At 72.2% G+C, this 19,538-nt stretch carries 17 protein-coding genes and 2 tRNA genes; 10 read left to right on the forward strand and 9 right to left on the reverse strand.

Translation table 11 applies throughout. The features are described from left to right. The first annotated feature begins 20 nt into the window (after window positions 1-20). From dusB to dnaG, 3 genes are read left to right on the forward strand one after another with little or no spacing between them, the layout of a single operon-like run. Window positions 21-1,232 carry a tRNA dihydrouridine synthase DusB gene (gene dusB, locus ACT3SP_RS02525; RefSeq protein WP_444585663.1) on the forward strand — a complete coding sequence of 404 codons (1,212 nt, stop codon included), beginning with the start codon at window positions 21-23 and terminating at the stop codon, window positions 1,230-1,232. A gap of 4 nt (window positions 1,233-1,236) precedes the next feature. Beyond that, a complete protein-coding gene (locus tag ACT3SP_RS02530; protein WP_444585664.1) occupies window positions 1,237-2,577 on the forward strand; it encodes a deoxyguanosinetriphosphate triphosphohydrolase in 1,341 nt (446 codons plus the stop codon). 4 nt (window positions 2,578-2,581) lie between these two features. Next, entirely contained in the window at window positions 2,582-4,558 is a 1,977-nt protein-coding gene (gene dnaG / locus ACT3SP_RS02535) for a DNA primase (protein WP_444585665.1), read from the forward strand. Here dnaG and ACT3SP_RS02540 read toward each other — a convergent pair. After that, a complete protein-coding gene (locus tag ACT3SP_RS02540; protein WP_444585666.1) occupies window positions 4,497-5,180 on the reverse strand; it encodes a DedA family protein in 684 nt (227 codons plus the stop codon). The genes dnaG and ACT3SP_RS02540 overlap by 62 nt on opposite strands. A gap of 259 nt (window positions 5,181-5,439) precedes the next feature. On the opposite strand from ACT3SP_RS02540, the gene ACT3SP_RS02545 reads away from it, so the two are divergent. Beyond that, the gene (locus ACT3SP_RS02545) at window positions 5,440-6,621 is read left to right on the forward strand and encodes a sensor histidine kinase (RefSeq protein ID WP_444585667.1); all 1,182 of its coding nucleotides are present in this window, start codon (window positions 5,440-5,442) and stop codon (window positions 6,619-6,621) included. Continuing rightward, entirely contained in the window at window positions 6,605-7,342 is a 738-nt protein-coding gene (locus ACT3SP_RS02550; RefSeq protein WP_444585668.1) for a response regulator, read from the forward strand. Before ACT3SP_RS02545 ends, ACT3SP_RS02550 begins: the two co-directional genes overlap by 17 nt. Here ACT3SP_RS02550 and ACT3SP_RS02555 read toward each other — a convergent pair whose 3' ends face one another. The 3 genes from ACT3SP_RS02555 to ACT3SP_RS02565 all read right to left on the reverse strand — a co-directional run bounded on the left by ACT3SP_RS02555 (window position 7,343) and on the right by ACT3SP_RS02565 (window position 9,667). Continuing rightward, complete coding sequence (locus ACT3SP_RS02555; protein ID WP_444585669.1) at window positions 7,343-8,179, reverse strand: CHAD domain-containing protein; 837 nt, start codon at window positions 8,177-8,179, stop codon at window positions 7,343-7,345. Between the two features lie 101 nt (window positions 8,180-8,280). Then, window positions 8,281-8,357, reverse strand: a tRNA-Ile gene (locus ACT3SP_RS02560). Between the two features lie 89 nt (window positions 8,358-8,446). After that, a complete protein-coding gene (locus ACT3SP_RS02565; RefSeq protein ID WP_444585670.1) occupies window positions 8,447-9,667 on the reverse strand; it encodes a glycoside hydrolase 5 family protein in 1,221 nt (406 codons plus the stop codon). A 227-nt stretch (window positions 9,668-9,894) separates the two neighbouring features. Between ACT3SP_RS02565 and ACT3SP_RS02570 the strand changes: the two genes are divergently transcribed. The 5 genes from ACT3SP_RS02570 to ACT3SP_RS02590 all read left to right on the forward strand — a co-directional run bounded on the left by ACT3SP_RS02570 (window position 9,895) and on the right by ACT3SP_RS02590 (window position 12,875). Then, window positions 9,895-10,989, forward strand: coding sequence for a LacI family DNA-binding transcriptional regulator (locus ACT3SP_RS02570; protein ID WP_444585671.1), 1,095 nt, complete (start codon window positions 9,895-9,897; stop codon window positions 10,987-10,989). A 122-nt stretch (window positions 10,990-11,111) separates the two neighbouring features. Next, window positions 11,112-11,183 (forward strand) — tRNA-Asn (locus ACT3SP_RS02575). A gap of 146 nt (window positions 11,184-11,329) precedes the next feature. Further along, the gene (locus tag ACT3SP_RS02580; RefSeq protein ID WP_444585672.1) at window positions 11,330-11,806 is read left to right on the forward strand and encodes an OsmC family protein; all 477 of its coding nucleotides are present in this window, start codon (window positions 11,330-11,332) and stop codon (window positions 11,804-11,806) included. Continuing rightward, on the forward strand, window positions 11,803-12,294 hold the full coding sequence (locus ACT3SP_RS02585) for a peptide deformylase (protein WP_444585673.1): 492 nt from the start codon (window positions 11,803-11,805) through the stop codon (window positions 12,292-12,294). Before ACT3SP_RS02580 ends, ACT3SP_RS02585 begins: the two co-directional genes overlap by 4 nt. Window positions 12,295-12,383: 89 nt before the next feature. Beyond that, window positions 12,384-12,875: a DUF3145 domain-containing protein gene (locus ACT3SP_RS02590; RefSeq protein WP_444585674.1), complete on the forward strand. Its 492-nt coding sequence runs from the start codon at window positions 12,384-12,386 to the stop codon at window positions 12,873-12,875. A gap of 87 nt (window positions 12,876-12,962) precedes the next feature. Here ACT3SP_RS02590 and ACT3SP_RS02595 read toward each other — a convergent pair whose 3' ends face one another. From ACT3SP_RS02595 to aceE, 5 genes are all read right to left on the reverse strand, one after another. Beyond that, window positions 12,963-14,204 carry a beta-ketoacyl-[acyl-carrier-protein] synthase family protein gene (locus tag ACT3SP_RS02595; RefSeq protein WP_444585675.1) on the reverse strand — a complete coding sequence of 414 codons (1,242 nt, stop codon included), beginning with the start codon at window positions 14,202-14,204 and terminating at the stop codon, window positions 12,963-12,965. Between the two features lie 75 nt (window positions 14,205-14,279). Next, complete coding sequence (locus tag ACT3SP_RS02600; RefSeq protein ID WP_087485275.1) at window positions 14,280-14,528, reverse strand: acyl carrier protein; 249 nt, start codon at window positions 14,526-14,528, stop codon at window positions 14,280-14,282. Between the two features lie 126 nt (window positions 14,529-14,654). Further along, complete coding sequence (locus tag ACT3SP_RS02605; protein WP_444585676.1) at window positions 14,655-15,656, reverse strand: beta-ketoacyl-ACP synthase III; 1,002 nt, start codon at window positions 15,654-15,656, stop codon at window positions 14,655-14,657. A 1-nt stretch (window position 15,657) separates the two neighbouring features. Continuing rightward, on the reverse strand, window positions 15,658-16,605 hold the full coding sequence (locus ACT3SP_RS02610; RefSeq protein WP_444585677.1) for an ACP S-malonyltransferase: 948 nt from the start codon (window positions 16,603-16,605) through the stop codon (window positions 15,658-15,660). Between the two features lie 122 nt (window positions 16,606-16,727). Beyond that, complete coding sequence (aceE, locus tag ACT3SP_RS02615) at window positions 16,728-19,475, reverse strand: pyruvate dehydrogenase (acetyl-transferring), homodimeric type (RefSeq protein ID WP_444585678.1); 2,748 nt, start codon at window positions 19,473-19,475, stop codon at window positions 16,728-16,730. Window positions 19,476-19,538: the final 63 nt, after the last annotated feature.

Raw genomic sequence — 19,538 nt, forward strand, 5'->3', positions numbered from 1 at the left:
CAGGTGGGACAATCAGGGCGATGACCCTTCTCGACGCCCCGACCGCCGCGCCCGCCGTGAACGCCGGCGCGTCCCGTCGCACCCTCACCATCGGCCCGCACACGATCGACACCCCTGTCGTGCTCGCCCCGATGGCGGGGATCACCAACATGGCCTTCCGGCTGCTGTGCCGCGAGTTCGGCGCGCTGCACAGCCAGCACGACGGCGGCCTGTACGTCTCCGAGATGGTCACCACCCGCGCCCTGGTCGAGGACCACCGGGAGTCCTGGCGCCTCGTCACGATGGGGGAGCGCGAGACCCCGCGCTCCGTGCAGCTGTACGGCGTGGACCCCGCCACGGTGCGTCGCGCCGTGGAGATGATCCGCGAGCGCGACCTCGCCGACCACATCGATCTGAACTTCGGCTGCCCCGTCCCCAAGGTCACCCGCCGCGGGGGCGGCGGGGTGCTTCCGTGGAAGACGGAGCTGTTCACCCGCATCGTGGAGGGTGCCGTCGAGGCGGCAGGGCCCGAGGTCCCCGTCACCGTCAAGACCCGCATCGGCATCGACGAGGACCACCAGACCTACCGCGACGCCGGGCTGATCGCCCAGGAGGTCGGCGCCGCAGCGATCGCGCTGCACGGGCGCACCGTCGTCCAGCACTACTCCGGCACTGCCCGGTGGGACGCGATCGGCGAGCTCAAGGAGCTGGTCACCGACATCCCCGTGCTCGGCAACGGGGACATCTGGTCCGCCGAGGACGCGCTGGAGATGATGGAGCGGACCGGCTGCGACGGCGTCGTGGTGGGCCGAGGCTGCCAGGGGCGCCCGTGGCTGTTCGCGGATCTCGCCGCCGGCTTCGCCGGGAGGCCCGACCGGGTGCGGCCCACCCTGGGCGAGGTCGCGCAGATCCTCCGCCGCCACGCCGAGCTGCTCGTCGAGTTCTTCGAGGACGAGGGGCGCGCGCTGCGGGACCTGCGCAAGCACGTCGCCTGGTACTTCAAGGGCTATCCCGTCGGCGGCGAGATGCGCCACCGCCTGGCGACCATGGAGTCCCTCGCCGATCTCGACGCCAAGATCGCCGAGCTGGACCACTCCAGCCCCTACCCGGGAGCCGCCGTCGAGGGTCCTCGCGGCCGCGCCGGCACCCCGAAGAGGGCCGTCGTCCCCGAGGGATGGATGTCCTCGCGGGAGCTGAGCGACGCGCACGCCACCCGCCTCCACGAGGCCGAGCTCGACACCTCGGGGGGCTGAGCGCATGACCCTCTCGAGGACGCCGGGACCTGCCCTCCCGGCCGACGCGCGGCCGCCGAGCGGCTACACGGCGCACGATCTGGAGCGGTGGATGCCCGAGCCGCCCAAGTCCCAGGCCCGCACCCCGTTCCAGCGCGACCGGGCCCGGGTCCTGCACTCCTCGGCGCTGCGCCGCCTCGGCGCCAAGACCCAGGTGCTCGGCGCCGGTGCCGACGACTTCGTGCGCACCCGGCTCACCCACTCCCTCGAGGTCGCCCAGGTGGGACGTGACATCGGCGCGGAGCTCGGCTGCGACCCCGACGTCGTGGACACCGCCTGCCTGTCCCACGACCTCGGACACCCGCCCTTCGGACACAACGGCGAGAAGGTCCTGGACCGCCTGGCCGAGGACTTCGGCGGCTTCGAGGGCAACGCCCAGACCCTGCGCCTGCTCACCCGGCTCGAGCCGAAGGTCGTCGGCGAGGACCGTCCCTACGGGCTGAACCTCACCCGCGCCAGCGTGGACGCCGCGGTCAAGTACCCCTGGGCGCGCGGCGAGGGCCCGGACCCGACCTCTCCGAAGTTCGGTGCCTATGCCGACGACCACGACGTGTACAGGTGGGCGCGCCAGGGCGCGGTGGAGGGCCGCAAGTGCTTCGAGGCGCAGGTGATGGACCTCGCCGACGACATCGCCTACTCGGTGCACGACATCGAGGACGCCATCACCGGGCGCACCCTCGACCTCGAGCGCCTGCGCGATCCGATGGAGCGCGCCGCCGCCCTGTACGTGGTGCAGGACTGGTACATGCCCGGAGAGCCTATCGACGCGCTCGACGAGGCGCTGTCCCGCCTCGAGGCGGAGCCGTACTGGATGGACACCTTCACCGGCACGATGCGCTCCGCCGCCGCGCTGAAGGACATGGCCAGCCAGCTGATCGGGCGCTTCACCCGCTCGGCGATCGGCGCCACCCGCACCGCCCACGGACCGGACCCGCTCTCGCGGTACGCCGGCGACGTGGTGGTGCCCGCGCAGACGCATCTCGAGATCGCGGTGCTCAAGGGACTGGCCGCCGCCTACGTCATGTCCTCGGCCTCGCAGCAGCCCGTCTACGAGGCGCAGGAGGAGATCATCCGCGACCTCTACTCGCGGCTGTGGAACACCGGCACCCAGTACCTCAGCCCCCTGTTCGCGGAGCTCTGGCACGGCGCGGCCGACGACGACGCGCGCCGCCGCGTGATCGTCGACCAGATCGCCTCGTACACCGACGTCACCGCCCGCCGCCTCCACGAGGTGCTGTTCGACCGCGCCCTCACCCATCTCACCGCCGCGGACACCCCGCTGCCCGGCCTCGGATCGGAGCTCTGAGCGGGTGGCCCAGGGACTGATCCGACGCTCCGACGTGGACCTCGTGCGGGAGCGCTCGCGACTGGACGAGGTGGTCTCCGAGCACGTCACCCTGCGCACGGCCGGGATCGGGTCGATGAAGGGGCTGTGCCCCTTCCACGACGAGAAGACGCCGTCGTTCAACATCCGCCCGCAGCTGGGCCACTGGCACTGCTTCGGCTGCGGTGAGGGCGGGGACGTCATCTCCTTCGTCCAGAAGATCAACCACCTCAGCTTCGTCGAGGCGGTCGAGATGCTCGCCGGCCGCTACGGCGTCCAGCTCCATTACGAGGACGCCGGGGGTGACGGGACGGGCGATCGGCCCGACTTCGGCACCCGTCGCCGCCTCATCGACGCCCATGCGATCGCCGAGGAGTACTTCCGCGAGCAGCTGGGCACGCCCGCCGCCGAGATCGGACGCCGCTTCCTCACCGAGCGTGGCTTCGACCAGGCCGCCGCCGAGCACTTCGGGGTGGGCTTCGCCCCCGAGGGCTGGGACTCGCTGACCGGGGTGCTGCGCTCGCGCGGGTTCACCGAGGCCGAGCTCACCGCGAGCGGGCTGGTCTCCCAGGGGCAGCGCGGGGTCTACGACCGCTTCCGGGGCCGTCTGGTCTGGCCGATCCGCGACATCACCGGGAACACCATCGGCTTCGGCGCCCGGCGGCTGCTCGAGTCCGACAAGGGCCCGAAGTACCTCAACACCCCCGAGACCGCGATCTACCACAAGTCCACCGTGCTGTACGGGCTGGACATCGCGCGCAAGGAGATCTCCTCGCAGCACCGGGTGGTGGTGGTCGAGGGCTACACCGACGTGATGGCCGCGCACCTGGCCGGGGTCACCACCGCGGTCGCCTCCTGCGGCACGGCCTTCGGCACCGAGCACGTGAAGATCGTGCGCCGGGTGATGGGGGACTCGAACCCCTCGGCCGGACTGCGGCTGAGCACCGACGGGCGCGGGCTGGCCGGCGAGGTGATCTTCACCTTCGACGGCGACGCGGCCGGGCAGAAGGCCGCGCTGCGCGCCTTCGAGGAGGATCAGCGCTTCGTCGCCCAGACCTACGTCGCCGTCGAGGCCAGCGGCATGGACCCCTGCGAGCTGCGGATCGCCCAGGGCGACCAGGCCGTGCGCGAGCTCATCGACACCCGTCGGCCGCTGTTCGAGTTCGCGATCCGCACCGCCATCTCCCAGGTCGACCTCGACACCGTCGAGGGGCAGGTCACCGCTCTGCGGATGGCCGCCCCGGTGGTCGCTCGGATCCGGGACCGGGCCATGCGGCCCGAGTACGCGCGGCGCCTGGCCGGCTGGCTGGGGATGGACGAGTCCACCGTGCTGCGCGCGGTGCACGACGCCGCCCGCAGCGAGGGCCGCGGCGGGCACCGGGCCGCACCGTCCGCGCCGACGGACCAGGCCGCCCCGGGCGGTGCCGGTGGGGAGGCGGAGGCCTCGCCGATCGCGACGGCGCGGCTCGCGGACGTGGTCAGCCCGCGAGATCCCGTCGGGCAGGTCGAGACGCAGGCGCTCGCGGTCATGCTCCAGTCGCCGCAGCTGCTGGACGCCGAGAAGGTGGCCTCGCTGCCGGACGACTCCTTCCACGTGCCCGCCCTGCAGGGGGTGTGGGACGTGATGCTCGCCGCAGGGACGCTGCTGGACGCCGTCGAGGGGCGTCTCCACGCCGCCCGCTATCTCGAGCAGGTCCTCGAGATCGCGGGGGAGACGGTGCGCCCGCTGATCGTCGAGATCGCGAACCTGGACCTCCCGGCACGCACGGAGGAGTCCCTCGGGCGTCTCGCGCACTCCCTGCTGGACCGCCTCTCGGAGCTGTCCATCACCCGCGAGTACTCGGTGCTCAAGCAGCGCCTGCAGCGCACCGATCCCTCCGACGTCGAGCGCCATCAGGAGATCATGAGCCGTCTCGCGCAGGTGCAGGGCAGACGACGGGCGCTGCGCTCCGGCGACGAGTGAGCGCAGCCGCTCCCGTCGGACCGGTGCACCGCGCGCGCCGGCGACGCAGGGAGCGGCCCAGCTCGATCAGGCCGCCCAGCACCACGGCCAGCCCGATCCCGAGGGCCACTCCGAGCAGGGGGTCCTGTCCGAAGGCCGCGCCGCCGAGCATCCCGATGCCCACGTAGTACAGCGACCACGCCAGCGCCGCGATCGCGGAGAACAGCGCGAAGCGGGCCCGGGGGTAGGCGATCGCCCCGGAGGTGACGTTCACGGCCGTGCGCCCGCCGGGCACGAACCGGGCGGCGATGATCAGCGTCCCGCCCCGGGACCTCAGCGCCTGCTCCGTCCGCTCCACCACCGCCGCGCTGCTGCGGTGGCGGCGCAGCCAGGCGGTGAGCGGCCCGGCGCCGCGGCCGATGTGGTGGGCGAGCACGTCTCCGAGCAGGGCTCCCGCCCACGCGGCGAGCATCAGCAGCGGCGCGTGCGGGTCCCCGGTGACCGCGAAGGCACCGGCCGTGATCACCACTGTCTCGGCCGGCACGATCGGCGCGATCCCGTCGAACGCCGCGAGTGCCAGCACCAGGACGAACAGCCAGGGGGAGGCCATGAGGCCCTCGGCCAGCTGCAGAACGGATTCCATGTGTGCACTCCTGAGGGGTGGGGCGCGGCCCGGTGCCGTGCGTCCTCGACGCTAGGCGGACGGCGCCGCCGCGCAGAACGGGGCGGGCCCTGCACAGCGGCGCGGGGAACCGCGGAGGAACCCTGCGGATAACCGTCACCGCGCGGGGGGAGCGCCCCCTGCTGGAGCGGGGGGCGGCGTTGGTACCGTCGAGCGTCCGCCCCTCGCGGATCCCCCTCCCGCCCCTCCCTTCCGCCCGTCACTCCCACGGAGCCGCCCCATGCGACTGCCCGACCTCTCCGGCATCCAGGTGCCGCGCGAGCCTGCCCGGCTCGCGCGGCGTGCGGTGCGGCAGGTGCTCGGCACGCTGCTCGGGCTGGTGCTCGGCCCGCTCCTGGTGCTGACTGCGCTGTTGCTGCCGCTGCACGTGCGGGCCCCTTTCCGCCGGGTGCGGGGGTGGGAGCTGCTCCGCCTGCGCCGCGCCTACCGGGTCCGTCTCGCGCAGGACGACGGACACTTCCTGGGCGGGCGTCGAGCGCTGCTGCACGGACTGGCCGCGACGGTGCTCGGCTATGTCATGTTCGATCTGCTGCTGCTGGCCACCGGGGTCGTGGTGGGCAGCTTCTTCCAATCCTTCTACGGCTCGCCGGTCCGGTTCGAATTCGACTTCTGGGTGATCAGCCGCCCGGCCCCCGCGGTGCTGATCGTCGTCGGCCCGGCCTGTCTGCTGGCCGCCGCCCTCTACGCCGAGGGCGCCGCGTGGGTGCAGGCGACGCTGCTGGGCCGCTGGACGTCCGTGGTGCGCGAGGACGCGCTCGAGAGCCGGATGAGCAGTCTGCTCACCACGCGACGCGGGGTGGTGCTCGCGATCGATGACGAGCGCCGACGGATCGAGCGCGATCTGCACGACGGCGTGCAGCAGAACGTGGTCTCCCTCTCGGTGGCCCTCGCCCGGGCCCGCCGCGCCGAGGACCCGGCGCGCTCCGCCGAGCTGCTGGGTCAGGCGCACCGCCAGTCCCAGGACCTCATCCAGGAGGTCCGCGAGGTCGCCTGGAGGGTGTATCCGACGGCGCTCGACGAGCACGGACTGGCCAGCGCCCTGGACGTGATCGCCGAGACCTGCCCCCTGCCGGTACGCACGGAGGTGGACGTGACCATGACGCTCCCGTCGCAGGTGGAGTCGGCCGCGTACTTCGTCGCCCGGGAAGCGGTCACCAACGTGGTCAAGCATGCCCGGGCGAGCAGCATCGACCTCGCCGTGGTCGCGCCGGGCACGACGCGGCGCCCCACCCTCCGACTGACCGTGCGGGACGACGGGCTCGGGGGCGCCGACCCAGCCGGAGGCGGACTGCAGGGCCTCGCTCGCCGGGTCGCGGCCCTGGACGGTAGCGTGGAGGTCGACAGCCCGCCCGGCGGCCCCACCGTCATCACCATGGAGATCCCCTGTGACCGAGACTCCTGAGACAGAGTCCGCCGTGAACCGGACCGCTGAGGACCGGACCGGTGAGATGCCTCGAACGGCGCCGCTGAGCGTGGTCCTGGCCGACGACGCGGTGCTGCTGCGCGAGGGTGTGCGCAGCCTGCTCGAGGACGAGGGCATCGAGGTCCTCGCCTCGGTCGGGGACGGCGAGGCGCTGCTCGGCGCGGTGGCCGAGCACCGCCCGCGCCTGGCGATCGTGGACGTGCGGATGCCGCCCACCCATACCGACGAGGGCCTGGTCGCGGCGCTGCGGATCAAGAAGCAGCACCCGGAGGTCGCGGTGCTGGTGCTCTCCCAGCACGTCGCCCGCGAGTACGCGAGCGAGCTGCTGGGCGCCGAGACGCCCGGCATCGGCTACCTGCTCAAGGACCGCGTCACCGAGATCGACAGCTTCCTCGATGCCGTGCTGCGGGTCGCCGACGGCGGCACCGTCATCGACCCCGCCGTGGTGCGCGCCCTGCTGCGCACGCCCGAGCGGCGGGAGGGCGTGGAGCGCCTGACGCCGCGCGAGGTGGAGGTCCTCGAGACGATGGCGGAGGGCCTGTCCAACCGCGGTATCGCCGAGCGGCTGTTCCTCTCCCTGTCCACCGTGGAGAAGGCGATCAGCGCGATCTTCGACAAGCTCGAGCTCACCGGCGACGAGCAGACCAGCCGCCGGGTCCAGGCCGTGCTCCGCTATCTCGACGCGCGCCCGTCCTCCTGATCATCTCGTACTGGTCGGCGGAGCAGGCTCTCCTCCCAGCAGCCCCAGCGCACGATCGACGAGCATGTTCCGCCGGTCGGCGAGGGCGGACTCCAGCGCTCCGAGCGCTGCGGGGTCGACGTCGCCCGGACCCGCGGCGACCGCGGGGGAGCCCAGGAACTCGAGGCCGATCACCGTGTCCTGCAGGGCTCCGAGCATCGCCTGGACCGGTTCGGCCTCGGCCAGGTGCGCGGCGGCGGTCGGTTCGATCGGGACCAGCAGCTCGGCCGCATAGCGCCAGCGCTTGGCGGCCTTGCGCGCCGAGTGGAGGGCCTTCGGTCGTCCGCTCGAGTCGGCGATCCGCTCGCGCAGCGTGTCCCGTGCCTCGTCGAGCACCCGACGGGTATCCGTCGTCGGCAGCGCCGGCGGGGTCCGGATCCACTGCTCGACCTGCCCGACCGTCCGGCCCCAGGCGGCCTCCTGCGCCGCGGCGGTGAGCTCCCCGAGCGCGCGGAGGCGGACCGTGCGGAGCTCCTCGGCCAGGGCCGTGCTCAGCGGAGGCACCGCGGTCCTCCCCGCGACCTCCTCGGCCAGGGGCAGCAGGGTCTCGGCGAGGACGTCGGCGTCGCGGATCCCGCCGAAGGCGAGCGCGACGCGACGCAGGTCCGCGTCGCCCGCCGTCGCCTCCACGAAGGCCGCCGGAAGGGTGCGCACCGTGGCGCGCAGCCGGCGCAGGGAGGTGCGGGTGTCATGGACGAGCCCGACCGGCAGCTCGCCGCGGACGTGCCGGAGCCCCACCAGCGCGCGCGCCGCATGCTGCGCCACATAGGCGGGCAGCGGATCCTCGGCGGTCGTCATCGGCCTCCTTCGACGTCATGACCATCGCACGTCCCGACCATCGCACGTCCCGACCATCGCACGGGGGCGGGCGGCGCGAGCCAGGTCGGTGCATGCCGCCGTGGTAGCCCAGGCGGGGCTTGAACCCGCGACCGACGGATTATGAGTCCGCTGCTCTGACCGGCTGAGCTACTGGGCCGTGACCCCGCGGCGGGGCCGGGAGGAATCTACCACGGGTGCGCCGTGACCTGGATCGATGCAGGTCGTGGGGCGGCGGGGGAGCGACGGTCAGGCACGTGACCGAGTGGCGGCGGCACCACCGGTGCGGGTGTCACCGGCGACCGTGCGCTCGGCATGCTCGCGCAGCACGTGCACCGTCGGCCGTTCGCCCGCGCGAGAGGCCTCCATCCACTGCTCGAACACCGAGCCTCCGGGGGCGGCGGCGCTGCGATGCAGCAGGGTCCCCGGCCCCACCGGCAGCTCGATCCCCCGGCCGCGCGGGGCGGGGGCGGGCGCCTCCTTCGCGGCGGCGACCGCGTCGCGGAAGGCGGCGCCGGCGCTCTTGAGTCGTCCGTCCTCGTCGAACAGCCCCAGGGTGTGCTCGAGCGGCGGGAAGTCCGCGAGGGAGCGGGAGACGTCGTGCGAGCACCACCAGGTGATGCCCCACAGATCGGGGCAGTCCAGCGAGTTCTCGACCGTGCTGTGCACGAACCACGGCACGTCGCGCTCCTCCAGGATGCTGCGCGGGGCGCCCACCTCCTGCAGCCACAGGGGGCGGTCGGGGACCGGTGAGAAGCCGCGGGCGAGCTCGAGGTAGTACTCGGTGCGGTGGGCCACCTCGTAGGAGCGCGCCCCGTAGCGCTGTCCGGTGCCGTCGAAGATCCAGGAGTGGACCACGGTCGCCTCCCCGCAGGTCGCCGACTGGTCGGGGGTGAAGGCGTGGTCGTCCATGAACCAGGCGGCGTCGTAGTTGGCGACCGTGTGCATCCCGTGCGGCGCGCCCTCGCGCGCCGCGGCCAGCAGGCTCCGGGTCCAGGTCTCGGCCTGGGGGACGGTGAGCGGATCCGGATCGGGGTGGTTGGAGGCGGAGAACTGGTTGACCTCGTTGCCCAGCGTGAGACCGAGCAGGTTCGGCGCGTCCGCCAGGCGATCCGCGAGTGCCCGCACCAGAGCCGCGGTGGCCGCGACGACCTCGGGATCGGTGAACATGTTGCGCCGATGCCAGGAGGCCAGCCAGCTGGGGACGAAGTCGAAGCTCGACAGGTGTCCCTGGATCGCGTCCACCACGACGTCCAGCCCGACCGCGGCGGCGACGTCGACGACGGCGCGCACGTCGTCCAGGCCGCGCGGGCGGATCAGCGTGCGGTTGGGCTGCAGCAGCGGCCACAGCGGGAAGATCCGCACGTGGTCCGCGCCGAGCGAGGCGATCGCGGCGAGGTCCTCCCCGACGGCGTCGAGGTCGAGATCCAGCCATGAGTGGAACCACCCCTGGCGAGGCGTGTAGTTCACGCCGCATCGCACGGGAGCTCCGGGGCGCTCGGAGCGGACGGGAGCCGGGGAGGGAGGAAGCGCGGACATCGTGTCCTTCCGTCGGACGGTGCTGGGTGTGCCGAGCGCGGCGAGCGATGATGAGCTCGGTCGACGGCGGTCGGGGGCCGTGTCGTCACCGACTGTTACTATAGCGCTTTAGTGATGGGTGCGGGTGCGAACCGCGCGGGCACCGGAGAGGGTGGACGATGACCGCCAGCAAGCAGTCGCGCCCGCGGGGGAGCGGGCGGGGTCAGCGCGTCACGATCGCGGACATCGCGAGCCGCGCGGGCGTGACCTCCGCCGCGGTCTCCCTCGCCGTGAACGGCCGGCCGGGCGTCTCGGACGCCACCCGGCAGCGGATCATGGCCATCGCCGAGGAGCTGCAGTGGGAGCCGTCCCCGGCCGCGCGCGCCCTCGCGGGCGCCCCCGTGCTCACCGTCGGCATGGTGCTGGCCCGGCCTGCGGAGGTGCTCGGCAACGAGGCGTTCTTCGGGGCCTTCGTCGCGGGTCTCCAGGAGGTGCTCAGCGCCCATGACTACGCGCTGCAGATGAAGATCGTCGAGAGCCCCGAGGCGGAGATCGACACCTTCCGCCGCTGGTTCTCCCAACGCCGCGTGGACGGCGTGGTCGTCGTCGACCTCCGCCGGGACGATCCGAGGGTCCGGGCGCTCGAGGAGCTCGACCAGCCCGCGCTGGTCGTCGGCGGCCCCGGTCACCACGGCGCCCTGCCCGCGGTCTACGTCGACGACGCGCACGCCACCCGGCTGCTGGTCGACCACCTCGCCGAGATCGGGCACCGCCGCATCGCCCGCGTGGCCGGCGACGAGGAGTTCCTCCACACGATCCAGCGCGACACCGCCTTCCAGGAGCGCTGCGCCCACGCCGGCGTCCAGGGCGTCCTGCAGGGAGCGGGCTTCGGGGCGCAGGGCGCGGAGGTCGCCACCGCGCAGCTGCTCTCCCGCGACGACGCGCCCACCGCGATCGTCTTCGACAGCGACGAGATGGCGCTGGCCGGATCGCACGTTCTGGCGGAAGCCGGTCTGAGCATCCCCGGGGACGTGGCCGTGGCGAGCTACGAGGACTCGCCGCTGGCCCGCACCCACCGCCCTCCGATCACCGCCCTGGGTCGCTCCGCGGTCGAGTACGGCAGGGTGAGCGCCGCGCGGCTCCTCGGGGTGATCGCGGAGAGGCGCGAGCGCGGGGGAGCGAGCCCGGGCCCGGCCGAGTCGGCCCCCGAGGTGCCCGCGATCGTGCCCGAGCTCCTGATCCGCGGCTCCACGCGGCCCGACGACGGAGTCTGAGAGCGCGGCGCCACCCCCTCCGCACGGACGGCCATGGCGGGTTACCTTCGTCATAGTCCCCGGTGAGCACCGGTTCCGGGATGCGGAGCGCCCGGCCTTCCTGCTAAAGTCGTCGTGGTCGATCCCGCATAGCTCAACGGCAGAGCATTCGACTGTTAATCGAAGGGTTGTTGGTTCGAATCCAACTGCGGGAGCCCACGGGCGCACAGCCCCGGATCATTCCGGGGCTGTCTCCATGTCCGGCCGCGCACGGCCGGCGGAGCACGTCCGGCAGAGCGCGTCCGGTGGTCTCCGCCTCCGACCGTCCCCGGCCCCAGGGTCCCGTCGAAGGAGCACGAGCATGTCCACTCCTCCCGTCCTCCCCGACGACGGCTTCGCGCTGCCCGAGAACGTCGGCCCCGGCAGCGTCTGGGCGGATCGCACCGGGCCGCGCTCCCTGACAGGACGCAACCAGCGGGGCGTCGAGATCCCGATCGGCAAGGGCGAGGGGGAGATCGATCCCGGGGAGCTGCTCAAGCTCGCCCTCATCGGCTGCGCGGGCATGAGCAGCGACGTCAACCTCTCCCGCCGGCTCGGCGACGACTTCGCCCTGCGACTGTGGGCGCACGGCACCGCCGACGAGACCGAGAACCGCTACACCGCGGTCGCCGAGGAGGTCCAGCTGCCGCTGGAGGGCCTCAGCGAGCAGGAGATCGCTGCGGTGGTGAAGGTCTTCGGGCGCGCCGTCGCCGCCGGCTGCACCGTCGAGCGCACCGTGGTCCCCGGCACGCCGGTCACCCATCGGATCCTCGGCGCCGAGCAGGAGTCGCCCTCATGACCATCCGCCCCATCCGCATCGTCGGCGATCCGGTGCTGCGCACGCCCTGCGACCCAGTCCGGCAGGTCACCGACGGCACCCGCGCGCTCGTGCGCGACCTGCTGGACACGGTGGACGACGAGGCTCGGGCCGGGGTGGCCGCCAACCAGATCGGCGTGAACCTCCGCGCCTTCTCCTGGCACCTGGTGGAGACCGGCGAGCTCGGCTACATCCTGAACCCCGTCATCGTCGAGCTCTCCGAGGAGCTCCAGCACGACGACGAGGGCTGCCTGTCCGTGCCCGGTCTGTTCTACCCCCGCACCCGCTCCGCCCACGCCCGCTGCGTGGGCACGAACCTCGAGGGCGAGGAGGTGGAGCTCGCAGGGGAGGGGATCGTCGCCCGGCTCATCCAGCACGAGGTGGCACACCTCGACGGCGAGCTCTACATCGACGGGCTGGAGCGCTCGGTGAGGAAGCGAGCGTTGCGCGAGATCAGGGAGACCCTCTAAGCTCAGCACCGACAGGAACCCTCTGTCCCTCGTCCCGCACGCGGTACCGATTCGTTGGGGAAGACGCATCGGAGACCGGAAGGAACGAGATGACTCAGGGCGTTCTGTACATTCACTCCGCGCCGCGTGCCCTCACACCGCACATCGAATGGGCAGCCAGCGGAGTTCTCGGCATGCCCGCACGGATCCGCTGGGAGGACCAGCCCGTGGGACGGGGGCTCCAGCGCGCCGAGATGACCTGGCGCGGCCGGGAGGACACCGGGGCACTGCTGGTCAGCGCCCTGCGTGGCATGCACGAGGTGCGCTTCGAGGTCACCCAGGAGGCCAGCGCGTCGGTGGACGGCGCCCGGTGGAGCTGCACCCCGGAGCTCGGCATCCACCACGCGGCCACCGACCACGCCGGCAACATCGTCCTCACCGAGGATCACGTGCGCGGGTGCATGGAGAGGGCGGGGGAGGACCCGCTGGCGCTCCGCCGCGAGCTCGGCATCGCCCTCGGGTCGCCCTGGGACGAGGACCTCGAGATCTACCGGCACGCCGGCGAGGGCGTGCCGATGCGTTGGTTGCACCGCGTGAGCTGAGCTGCGGCCGACGGGACCGCGAGACGCCCGCGGCTCCCGGTGGGAGCTGCGGGCGTCTCGCGGTCGAGCTGCGCTGCGCCGGGTCGATCAGGCGCTGGTGAGCACCACCGCGATGTCGTGACCTCCGAAGCCGAAGGCGTTGTTCAGCACGGCGATGTCGCCGCCCGGGAGCTCCGCCGGGGCGTTCTGCGCGATCCGCATCGGGGTCTCGGGATCGAGGTTCTCGATGTTGATCGTGGGCGGCGAGATGCGGTGGTGCGCCGCGAGTGCGGAGAACACGGTCTCCAGCGCACCCGCACCGCCCAGCAGGTGACCGGTCATCGACTTCGTCGAGGTGACCACGATCTGATCCGTCGTGCCGCCCAGCGCATCGGAGACGGCCCGCAGCTCGCCGATGTCGCCGAGCGGGGTCGAGGTGCCGTGCGCGTTGACGTGCACGACGTCCTGCGCGGCGAGGTCGGCGTCCTCCATGGCCTCGCGCACGGCGCGCGCCTGCCCCTCGGCCGAGGGGGCCGAGATGTGGTGGGCGTCCGAGGCCATGCCGCGCCCCGCGACGCGCGCGTAGACCCGGGCGCCGCGGGCCGCGGCGTGCTCCTCGCTCTCGAGGACCAAGATGGCCGCGCCCTCGCCGAGGACGAAGCCGTCGCGGTCCACGTCATAGGGACGGGAGGCGTGCTCGGGGTCGTCGACCCGCCCCGAGAGGGCACGGATGTTCGCGAACGCGGCGAGGGTCATGGGGTGGATGGACGCCTCGGTCCCGCCCACGACGACCACGTCGGCGCGGCCCTCGCGGATCATGGCCGATCCCAGCGCGACGGCCTCGGCCCCCGAGGCGCACGCGGAGACGGGCGTGTGCGCACCGGCGCGCGCTCCGAGCTCCATCGAGATGTGGGCGCTCGAGGAGTTCGCCATCAGCATCGGGACGGTGAAGGGGTTGACCCGGCGGGCACCGCGCTCGCGCACCACGTCCCACTGGTCCAGCGTGGTCCAGATGCCGCCGATGCCGGAGCCGACCACGACGCCGAGACGGGTCGGGTCCACCTCGGGGGCGCCCGCATCGGCCCACGCCTCGCGCGCGGCCACCATCGCGTACTGGCCCGAGGGGTCGAGCTTCTTGGCCTCGGGACGGGTGAGGGAGTCGAGCGCCCCGGGAACGAGCTGGCAGGCGAAGTCCACGGACAGCCCGTAGGTCTCCTTCCAGTCGTTGTCCAGCGTGTGCGCGGTGGACGTCCCGGCCAGGGCGGCCTCCCAGGTGGAGGCGACGTCAGCACCCAGCGGGTTGACGGTGCCGAGGCCGGTCACGGCGACACGGGAACGGGGAGCGGACATACGGACCTCCGGGTCTGGTCGGGGCGACGGGACGGCGACGCCCGGGACGGGATCGTCCCGGGCGTCAGGCGGGGCTCAGTTCTGAGCGCCCTCGATGAACTTGACGGCGTCGCCGACGGTCGCGAGGTTCTTGACCTCTTCGTCGGGGATGCGGACGTCGAACTTCTCCTCGGCGTTGACCACGATCGTCATCATCGAGATGGAGTCGATGTCGAGGTCGTCGGTGAAGGACTTCTCGAGCTTGACGTCCTCGGTGGCGACACCGGTCTCCTCGTTGACGATCTCGGCGAGGCCCTCGAGGATCTCGTTCTCGGTGTGTGCCATGGGTGCTCCTTCAGGTGTGCGGATGAGTGGCGGTCACAGACTACCTGCGCGAGGGGAGGTAACCGGGCAGCATCGATGATGTCGTCGCCGCCGCGTGATGCGGGTGACAGTCCACCCGCGGAGGGGTCAGGGCAGGATCAGCACCTGACCGGCATAGGCCAGGCCCGCCCCGAAGCCGAACTGGACCAGGACGTCGCCGCTCTTCGCGGCGCCCTCCTCGAGCAGACGGTGGGTGGCCAGGGGGATCGAGGCCGCGGAGGTGTTGCCGGTCTCGGCGATGTCGCGCCCGATGACGACGTCCTCGGGCAGCTTCAGCTGCTTGGCGAGCTCGTCGATGATGCGCATGTTCGCCTGGTGCGGCACGAACACGTCGACGTCCTCGATGCCCAGGCCGGACTTCTCGAGCATCTCGCGGACCTTCTGCGCGGTGTGCCAGACGGCCCAGCGGAACACGGTGCGGCCGTCCTGCTCGAGCGTGGGCCACTCGACCTTGCCGTCGCGGAAGTCGATCGAGGAGCCGGTCATGCGGATCGTGCTCCAGTTCTCGCCGTCGCTGCCCCAGACCGTCGGGCCGACCTTGGGGGTCTCGCTGGGCCCGACGACCGCGGCGCCGGCGCCGTCGCCGAGCAGGAAGGAGATCGAGCGGTCGGTGGGGGAGACGAAGTCCGAGAGCTTCTCCGCGCCGATCACCAGCACGTTGCGGGCGGAGCCGGAGCGGATCAGGGCGTCCGCCTGGCCGATCCCGTAGGCGAAGCCCGCGCACGCGGCCGAGATGTCGTAGGCGATGACGTCCGGACGGCCCAGCTCTCCCGCGAGCAGAGTGGCCAGCGAGGGGGTCGCATAGGGGAAGGAGATCGTCGAGACGATGATCGCGTCGAGGGTCTCGAGGTCGATGCCGGAGCGGGCGATCGCCTCCTTCGCCGCGGTGAGCGAGAGGTCCTTGACGCCGACGTCCTCGCTCGCCCGGGTGCGGGTGACGATGCCGGTGCGCTGCCGGATCCACTCGTCGGAGGAGTCGATCGGACCGACCAGGTCGTCATTGGGGACGAGCAGGTCACCACGGGCCGCCCCGTAGGCGAGGACCTGCGAGCCGGCGACGGTGGGGTGGGTGGTGAGGGAGACGGCCATGTCAGTTCTCCTGGTCGGCGGGGGCGGTGCCGGCGTGCTCGCGCACCAGGGTGCGGGCAGCCTCGAGATCGTCCGGGGTGTTCACGTTCGCCAGCGCGATGCCCTTGAGCTCGCGCTTGGCCAGCCCGGTGAGCGTGCCGGCGGGGGCGAGCTCGACGAGGGCCGTGACCCCGCGGTCGCGGAGGACGGCCATGCAGGACTCCCAGTCCACCGGAGAGGCGACCTGGGTGACGATCAGGTCGAGGTACCTCGACCCCGAGGTCACGAGCTCTCCGCCGGCGTTCGAGACCAGCGGCGTCGACGGGTCGGAGGGGGTCAGCGACGGGGCGAAGGCCGCGAGCTCCTCCCGGGCCCCGGCCATGTACGGGGTGTGGAACGCGCCCGCGACCTGCAGGGGGATCACCCGCGCCTTCGCCGGGCCGTCCTCGACGAGGGCGGAGATCGCCTCGCTCGCACCGGCGGCGACCACCTGCGCCGCGGAGTTGATGTTGGCGGCGTGCAGGCCGTGGCGCTCGATCGCGGCGAGGACGTCCTCACGGGCGCCGCCGACGACTGCGGCCATGCCGGTCGGCTCCGCGGCGGCGGCCTGCGCCATCGCACGGGAGCGCACGGCGACCAGGCGCATCGCCTCCTCGTCGGAGAGGACCCCGCCGAGCGCGGAGGCCGTGAGCTCTCCGACGCTGTGCCCGGCCAGCACGTCGGCGGGCGGCAGGTCCGGCTCCGTGCGCAGCTGGGCGTCGGCGACGATGCCGGCGGCCACCAGCAGGGGCTGCGCCACGGCGGTGTCGCGGATCGTCTCCGCGTCGGACTCGGTGCCGTGGCGCAGCAGGTCGATGCCGGCGGCCTCGGAGAGCGAGGACAGCGCCTCGTCGACGCCGGGCAGCTCACGCCACGGGCTCAGGAAGCCGGGCTTCTGGGCCCCTTGGCCGGGGCAGACGATCGCGAGCACGGGAACCTCCAGGGGGAGAGAGAAGAGGGACGGCCCGCTCGGGGGACGAGACGGGCCGTCGACGGGGGATGGGGGGGACCGTCGGGCCGCCCGTCCTCAGGACGGGCGACCCGACGGGGCGATCAGGACTCGCCGCCGAAGGAGCCGGACTGGCCGGCGTTCACATTCGTCAGGTCGTACTTGTCGATGGCCTGGCGGACGAGGGCGGGGTCCACCGCGCCGTCCTTGGCGAGCAGCTGCAGCGCCTTGACGACCATGGAGTGCGCGTCGATCTTGAGGTGGCGACGGGCGGCGGGACGGGTGTCCGAGAAGCCCCATCCGTCGGCACCCAGCACGCCGTACGGGCCGGGGACCCACTCGCGGATCATGTCGGGGACCATGAAGTCGTAGTCGGAGGTCGCGACGAAGGGCCCCTCGACGCCCTCGAGACGCTGGGAGATCCACGGGGTGCGCTGGTCCTCCGGGTGGAGGAGGTTGTGCTTCTCGGCCTCCTGGGCCTCCTTGCGCAGCTCCGTCCACGAGGTCACGGACCACACGCTCGAGCGCACGCCCCAGTCCTCGGCGAGCAGCTCCCGGGCGTGGCGAGCCCACGGCACGCCCACGCCGGAGGCGAGCAGCTGCGCCACGGGCCCGTCGCCCTCGGGAGCGCCCTCGAGCACGTACATGCCCCGGAGCAGCCCCTCGACGTCCAGGTCCTCGGGCTCGGCCGGCTGCACCATCGGCTCGTTGTAGACGGTGATGTAGTAGAAGACCTCCTGCAGGCGGTCGTCCTCGCCGTACATGCGCTGGAGCCCGTCGCGCACGATGTGCCCCAGCTCGTACCCGTAGGCGGGGTCGTAGATGACCGCGCCGGGGTTGGTCGCGGCCAGGATCGGGGAATGCCCGTCCATGTGCTGGAGGCCCTCGCCGGCGAGCGTGGTCTTGCCGGCGGTCGCACCGATCACGAAGCCCTTGGCCATCTGGTCGCCGGCGGCCCAGAAGAAGTCGCCGGTGCGCTGGAACCCGAACATCGAGTAGAAGATGTAGAACGGGATCATCGGGAAGCCGTGCGTGGCGTACGAGGTGCCCGCCGCGGTGAAGGCCGCGGTGGAGCTGATCTCGTTGATGCCCATGTGCTTGATCTGGCCGGAGGTGGACTCCTTGTAGGCCAGCAGCAGGTCGCGGTCGACGGAGAGGTAGTTCTGCCCGTCGGGGTTGTAGATCTTCGCCGTGGGGAACAGGGAGTCCATGCCGAAGGTGCGGGCCTCGTCGGGGACGATCGGGACCCAGCGCCTGCCGGTCTCCTTGTCCCGCATGAGGTCCTTCAGCAGTCGCACGAGCGCCATGGTGGTGGCGATCTCCTGCTTCCCGGAGCCGCGCTTGACGACCTCGTAGGCCTTGTCGCCGGGCAGCTGCAGCGGGGTGTGCTCGGTGCGGCGCGAGGGCACCGGTCCGCCGAGCGCCTCACGATGCTCCTTGAGGTACGTCATCACCGGGGAGTCGTCGCCGGGGAGGTAGAAGGGCGCGTCGTAGACGCTGCCCGACTCGAGCTGGTCGTCGCTGATCGGGATGCGCAGGGTGTCGCGCAGGGCCTTGAGGTCCTCGAGGGTGAACTTCTTCATCTGGTGGGTCGCGTTGCGGCCCGCGAAGTTCGTGCCCAGCCGGTAGCCCTTGACCGTGTGGGCCAGGACGACGGTCGGCTTGCCGTTCTTGAGGGTCGCCGCCTGCTGGAACGCCGCGTAGATCTTCTTGTGGTCGTGACCGCCGCGGTTGAGCTTCCACCAGATGTCGTCGTCGGAGAGGTTCTCGACCAGCGCCTTGGTGCGGGGGTCGCGCCCGAAGAAGTTGTCGCGGATGAACGCGCCGTTCTCGGCGCGGTAGGTCTGGTAGTCGCCGTCCGGGGTGGCGTTCATCAGGTCGATGAGGGCGCCGTCGGTGGACTCGGCCAGCAGCGGGTCCCAGCCCGAGCCCCAGATCACCTTGATGACGTTCCAGCCGGCACCGCGGAACTGGCTCTCCAGCTCCTGGATGATCTTGCCGTTGCCGCGGACGGGTCCGTCCAGCCGCTGCAGGTTGCAGTTGACCACGAAGGTGAGGTTGTCCAGGTGCTCCTTCGCGGCGATGTGCAGCGCGCCGCGCGACTCGACCTCGTCCATCTCGCCGTCGCCGAGGAACGCCCAGGTGTGCTGCTCGCTGGTGTCCTTCAGATCGCGGTTGTGCAGGTACTTGTCGAAGGAGGCCTGCTCGATCGCGGCCACCGGGCCGATGCCCATGGAGACGGTGGGGAACTCCCAGAAGTCCTGCATCGCGCGCGGGTGCGGATAGGAGGGCATCCCGTTCTCGTGGGAGACCTCCTGGCGGAAGCCGTCGAGGTCCTCCTGGGTGAGGCGGCCCATCATGAACGCGCGGGAGTAGATGCCGGGGGAGGCGTGGCCCTGGAAGAAGACGTGGTCGCCGCCGCCGGGGTGGTTGCGCCCGCGGAAGAAGTGGTTGAAGCCGACCTCGTACATCGTGGCGATCGAGGCGTAGCTGGAGAGGTGCCCGCCGACGGACACCCCCGGCCGCTGCGCGCGGTGCACGACCATCGCCGCGTTCCAGCGGTTGATGTTGCGCAGCTCCTTCTCGACCTCCGCGTCGCCGGGGTACTCGGGCTGCTGATCCTCGGAGATCGTGTTCACGTAGTCCGTGGTCAGCGAGTCCGGCAGGTGCAGATCCTCGTCGCGCGCGTGCTGGATGAGGCTCTGGACGATCTCGGCCGCGCGGTCGGGGCCGCGGTGTTCGACGAGACCGTCGAACGAGTCCAGCCACTCCCGGGTCTCCTCCGGGTCCGGGTCCTGCGCGTGGCTCGGCAGGTTGATGCCGATGGGACGAGGGGTCTCGTGCGAAGTCACACTGTCCTTCTCTCTGCTGGAGGCGATGGACCGGCCGTGGGAGCTGAGGATCGCCGGCGGGCT

Origin of the sequence: Brachybacterium sp. AOP43-C2-M15 (genome assembly GCF_052446295.1) — a bacterium.
Classification (GTDB): domain Bacteria; phylum Actinomycetota; class Actinomycetes; order Actinomycetales; family Dermabacteraceae; genus Brachybacterium.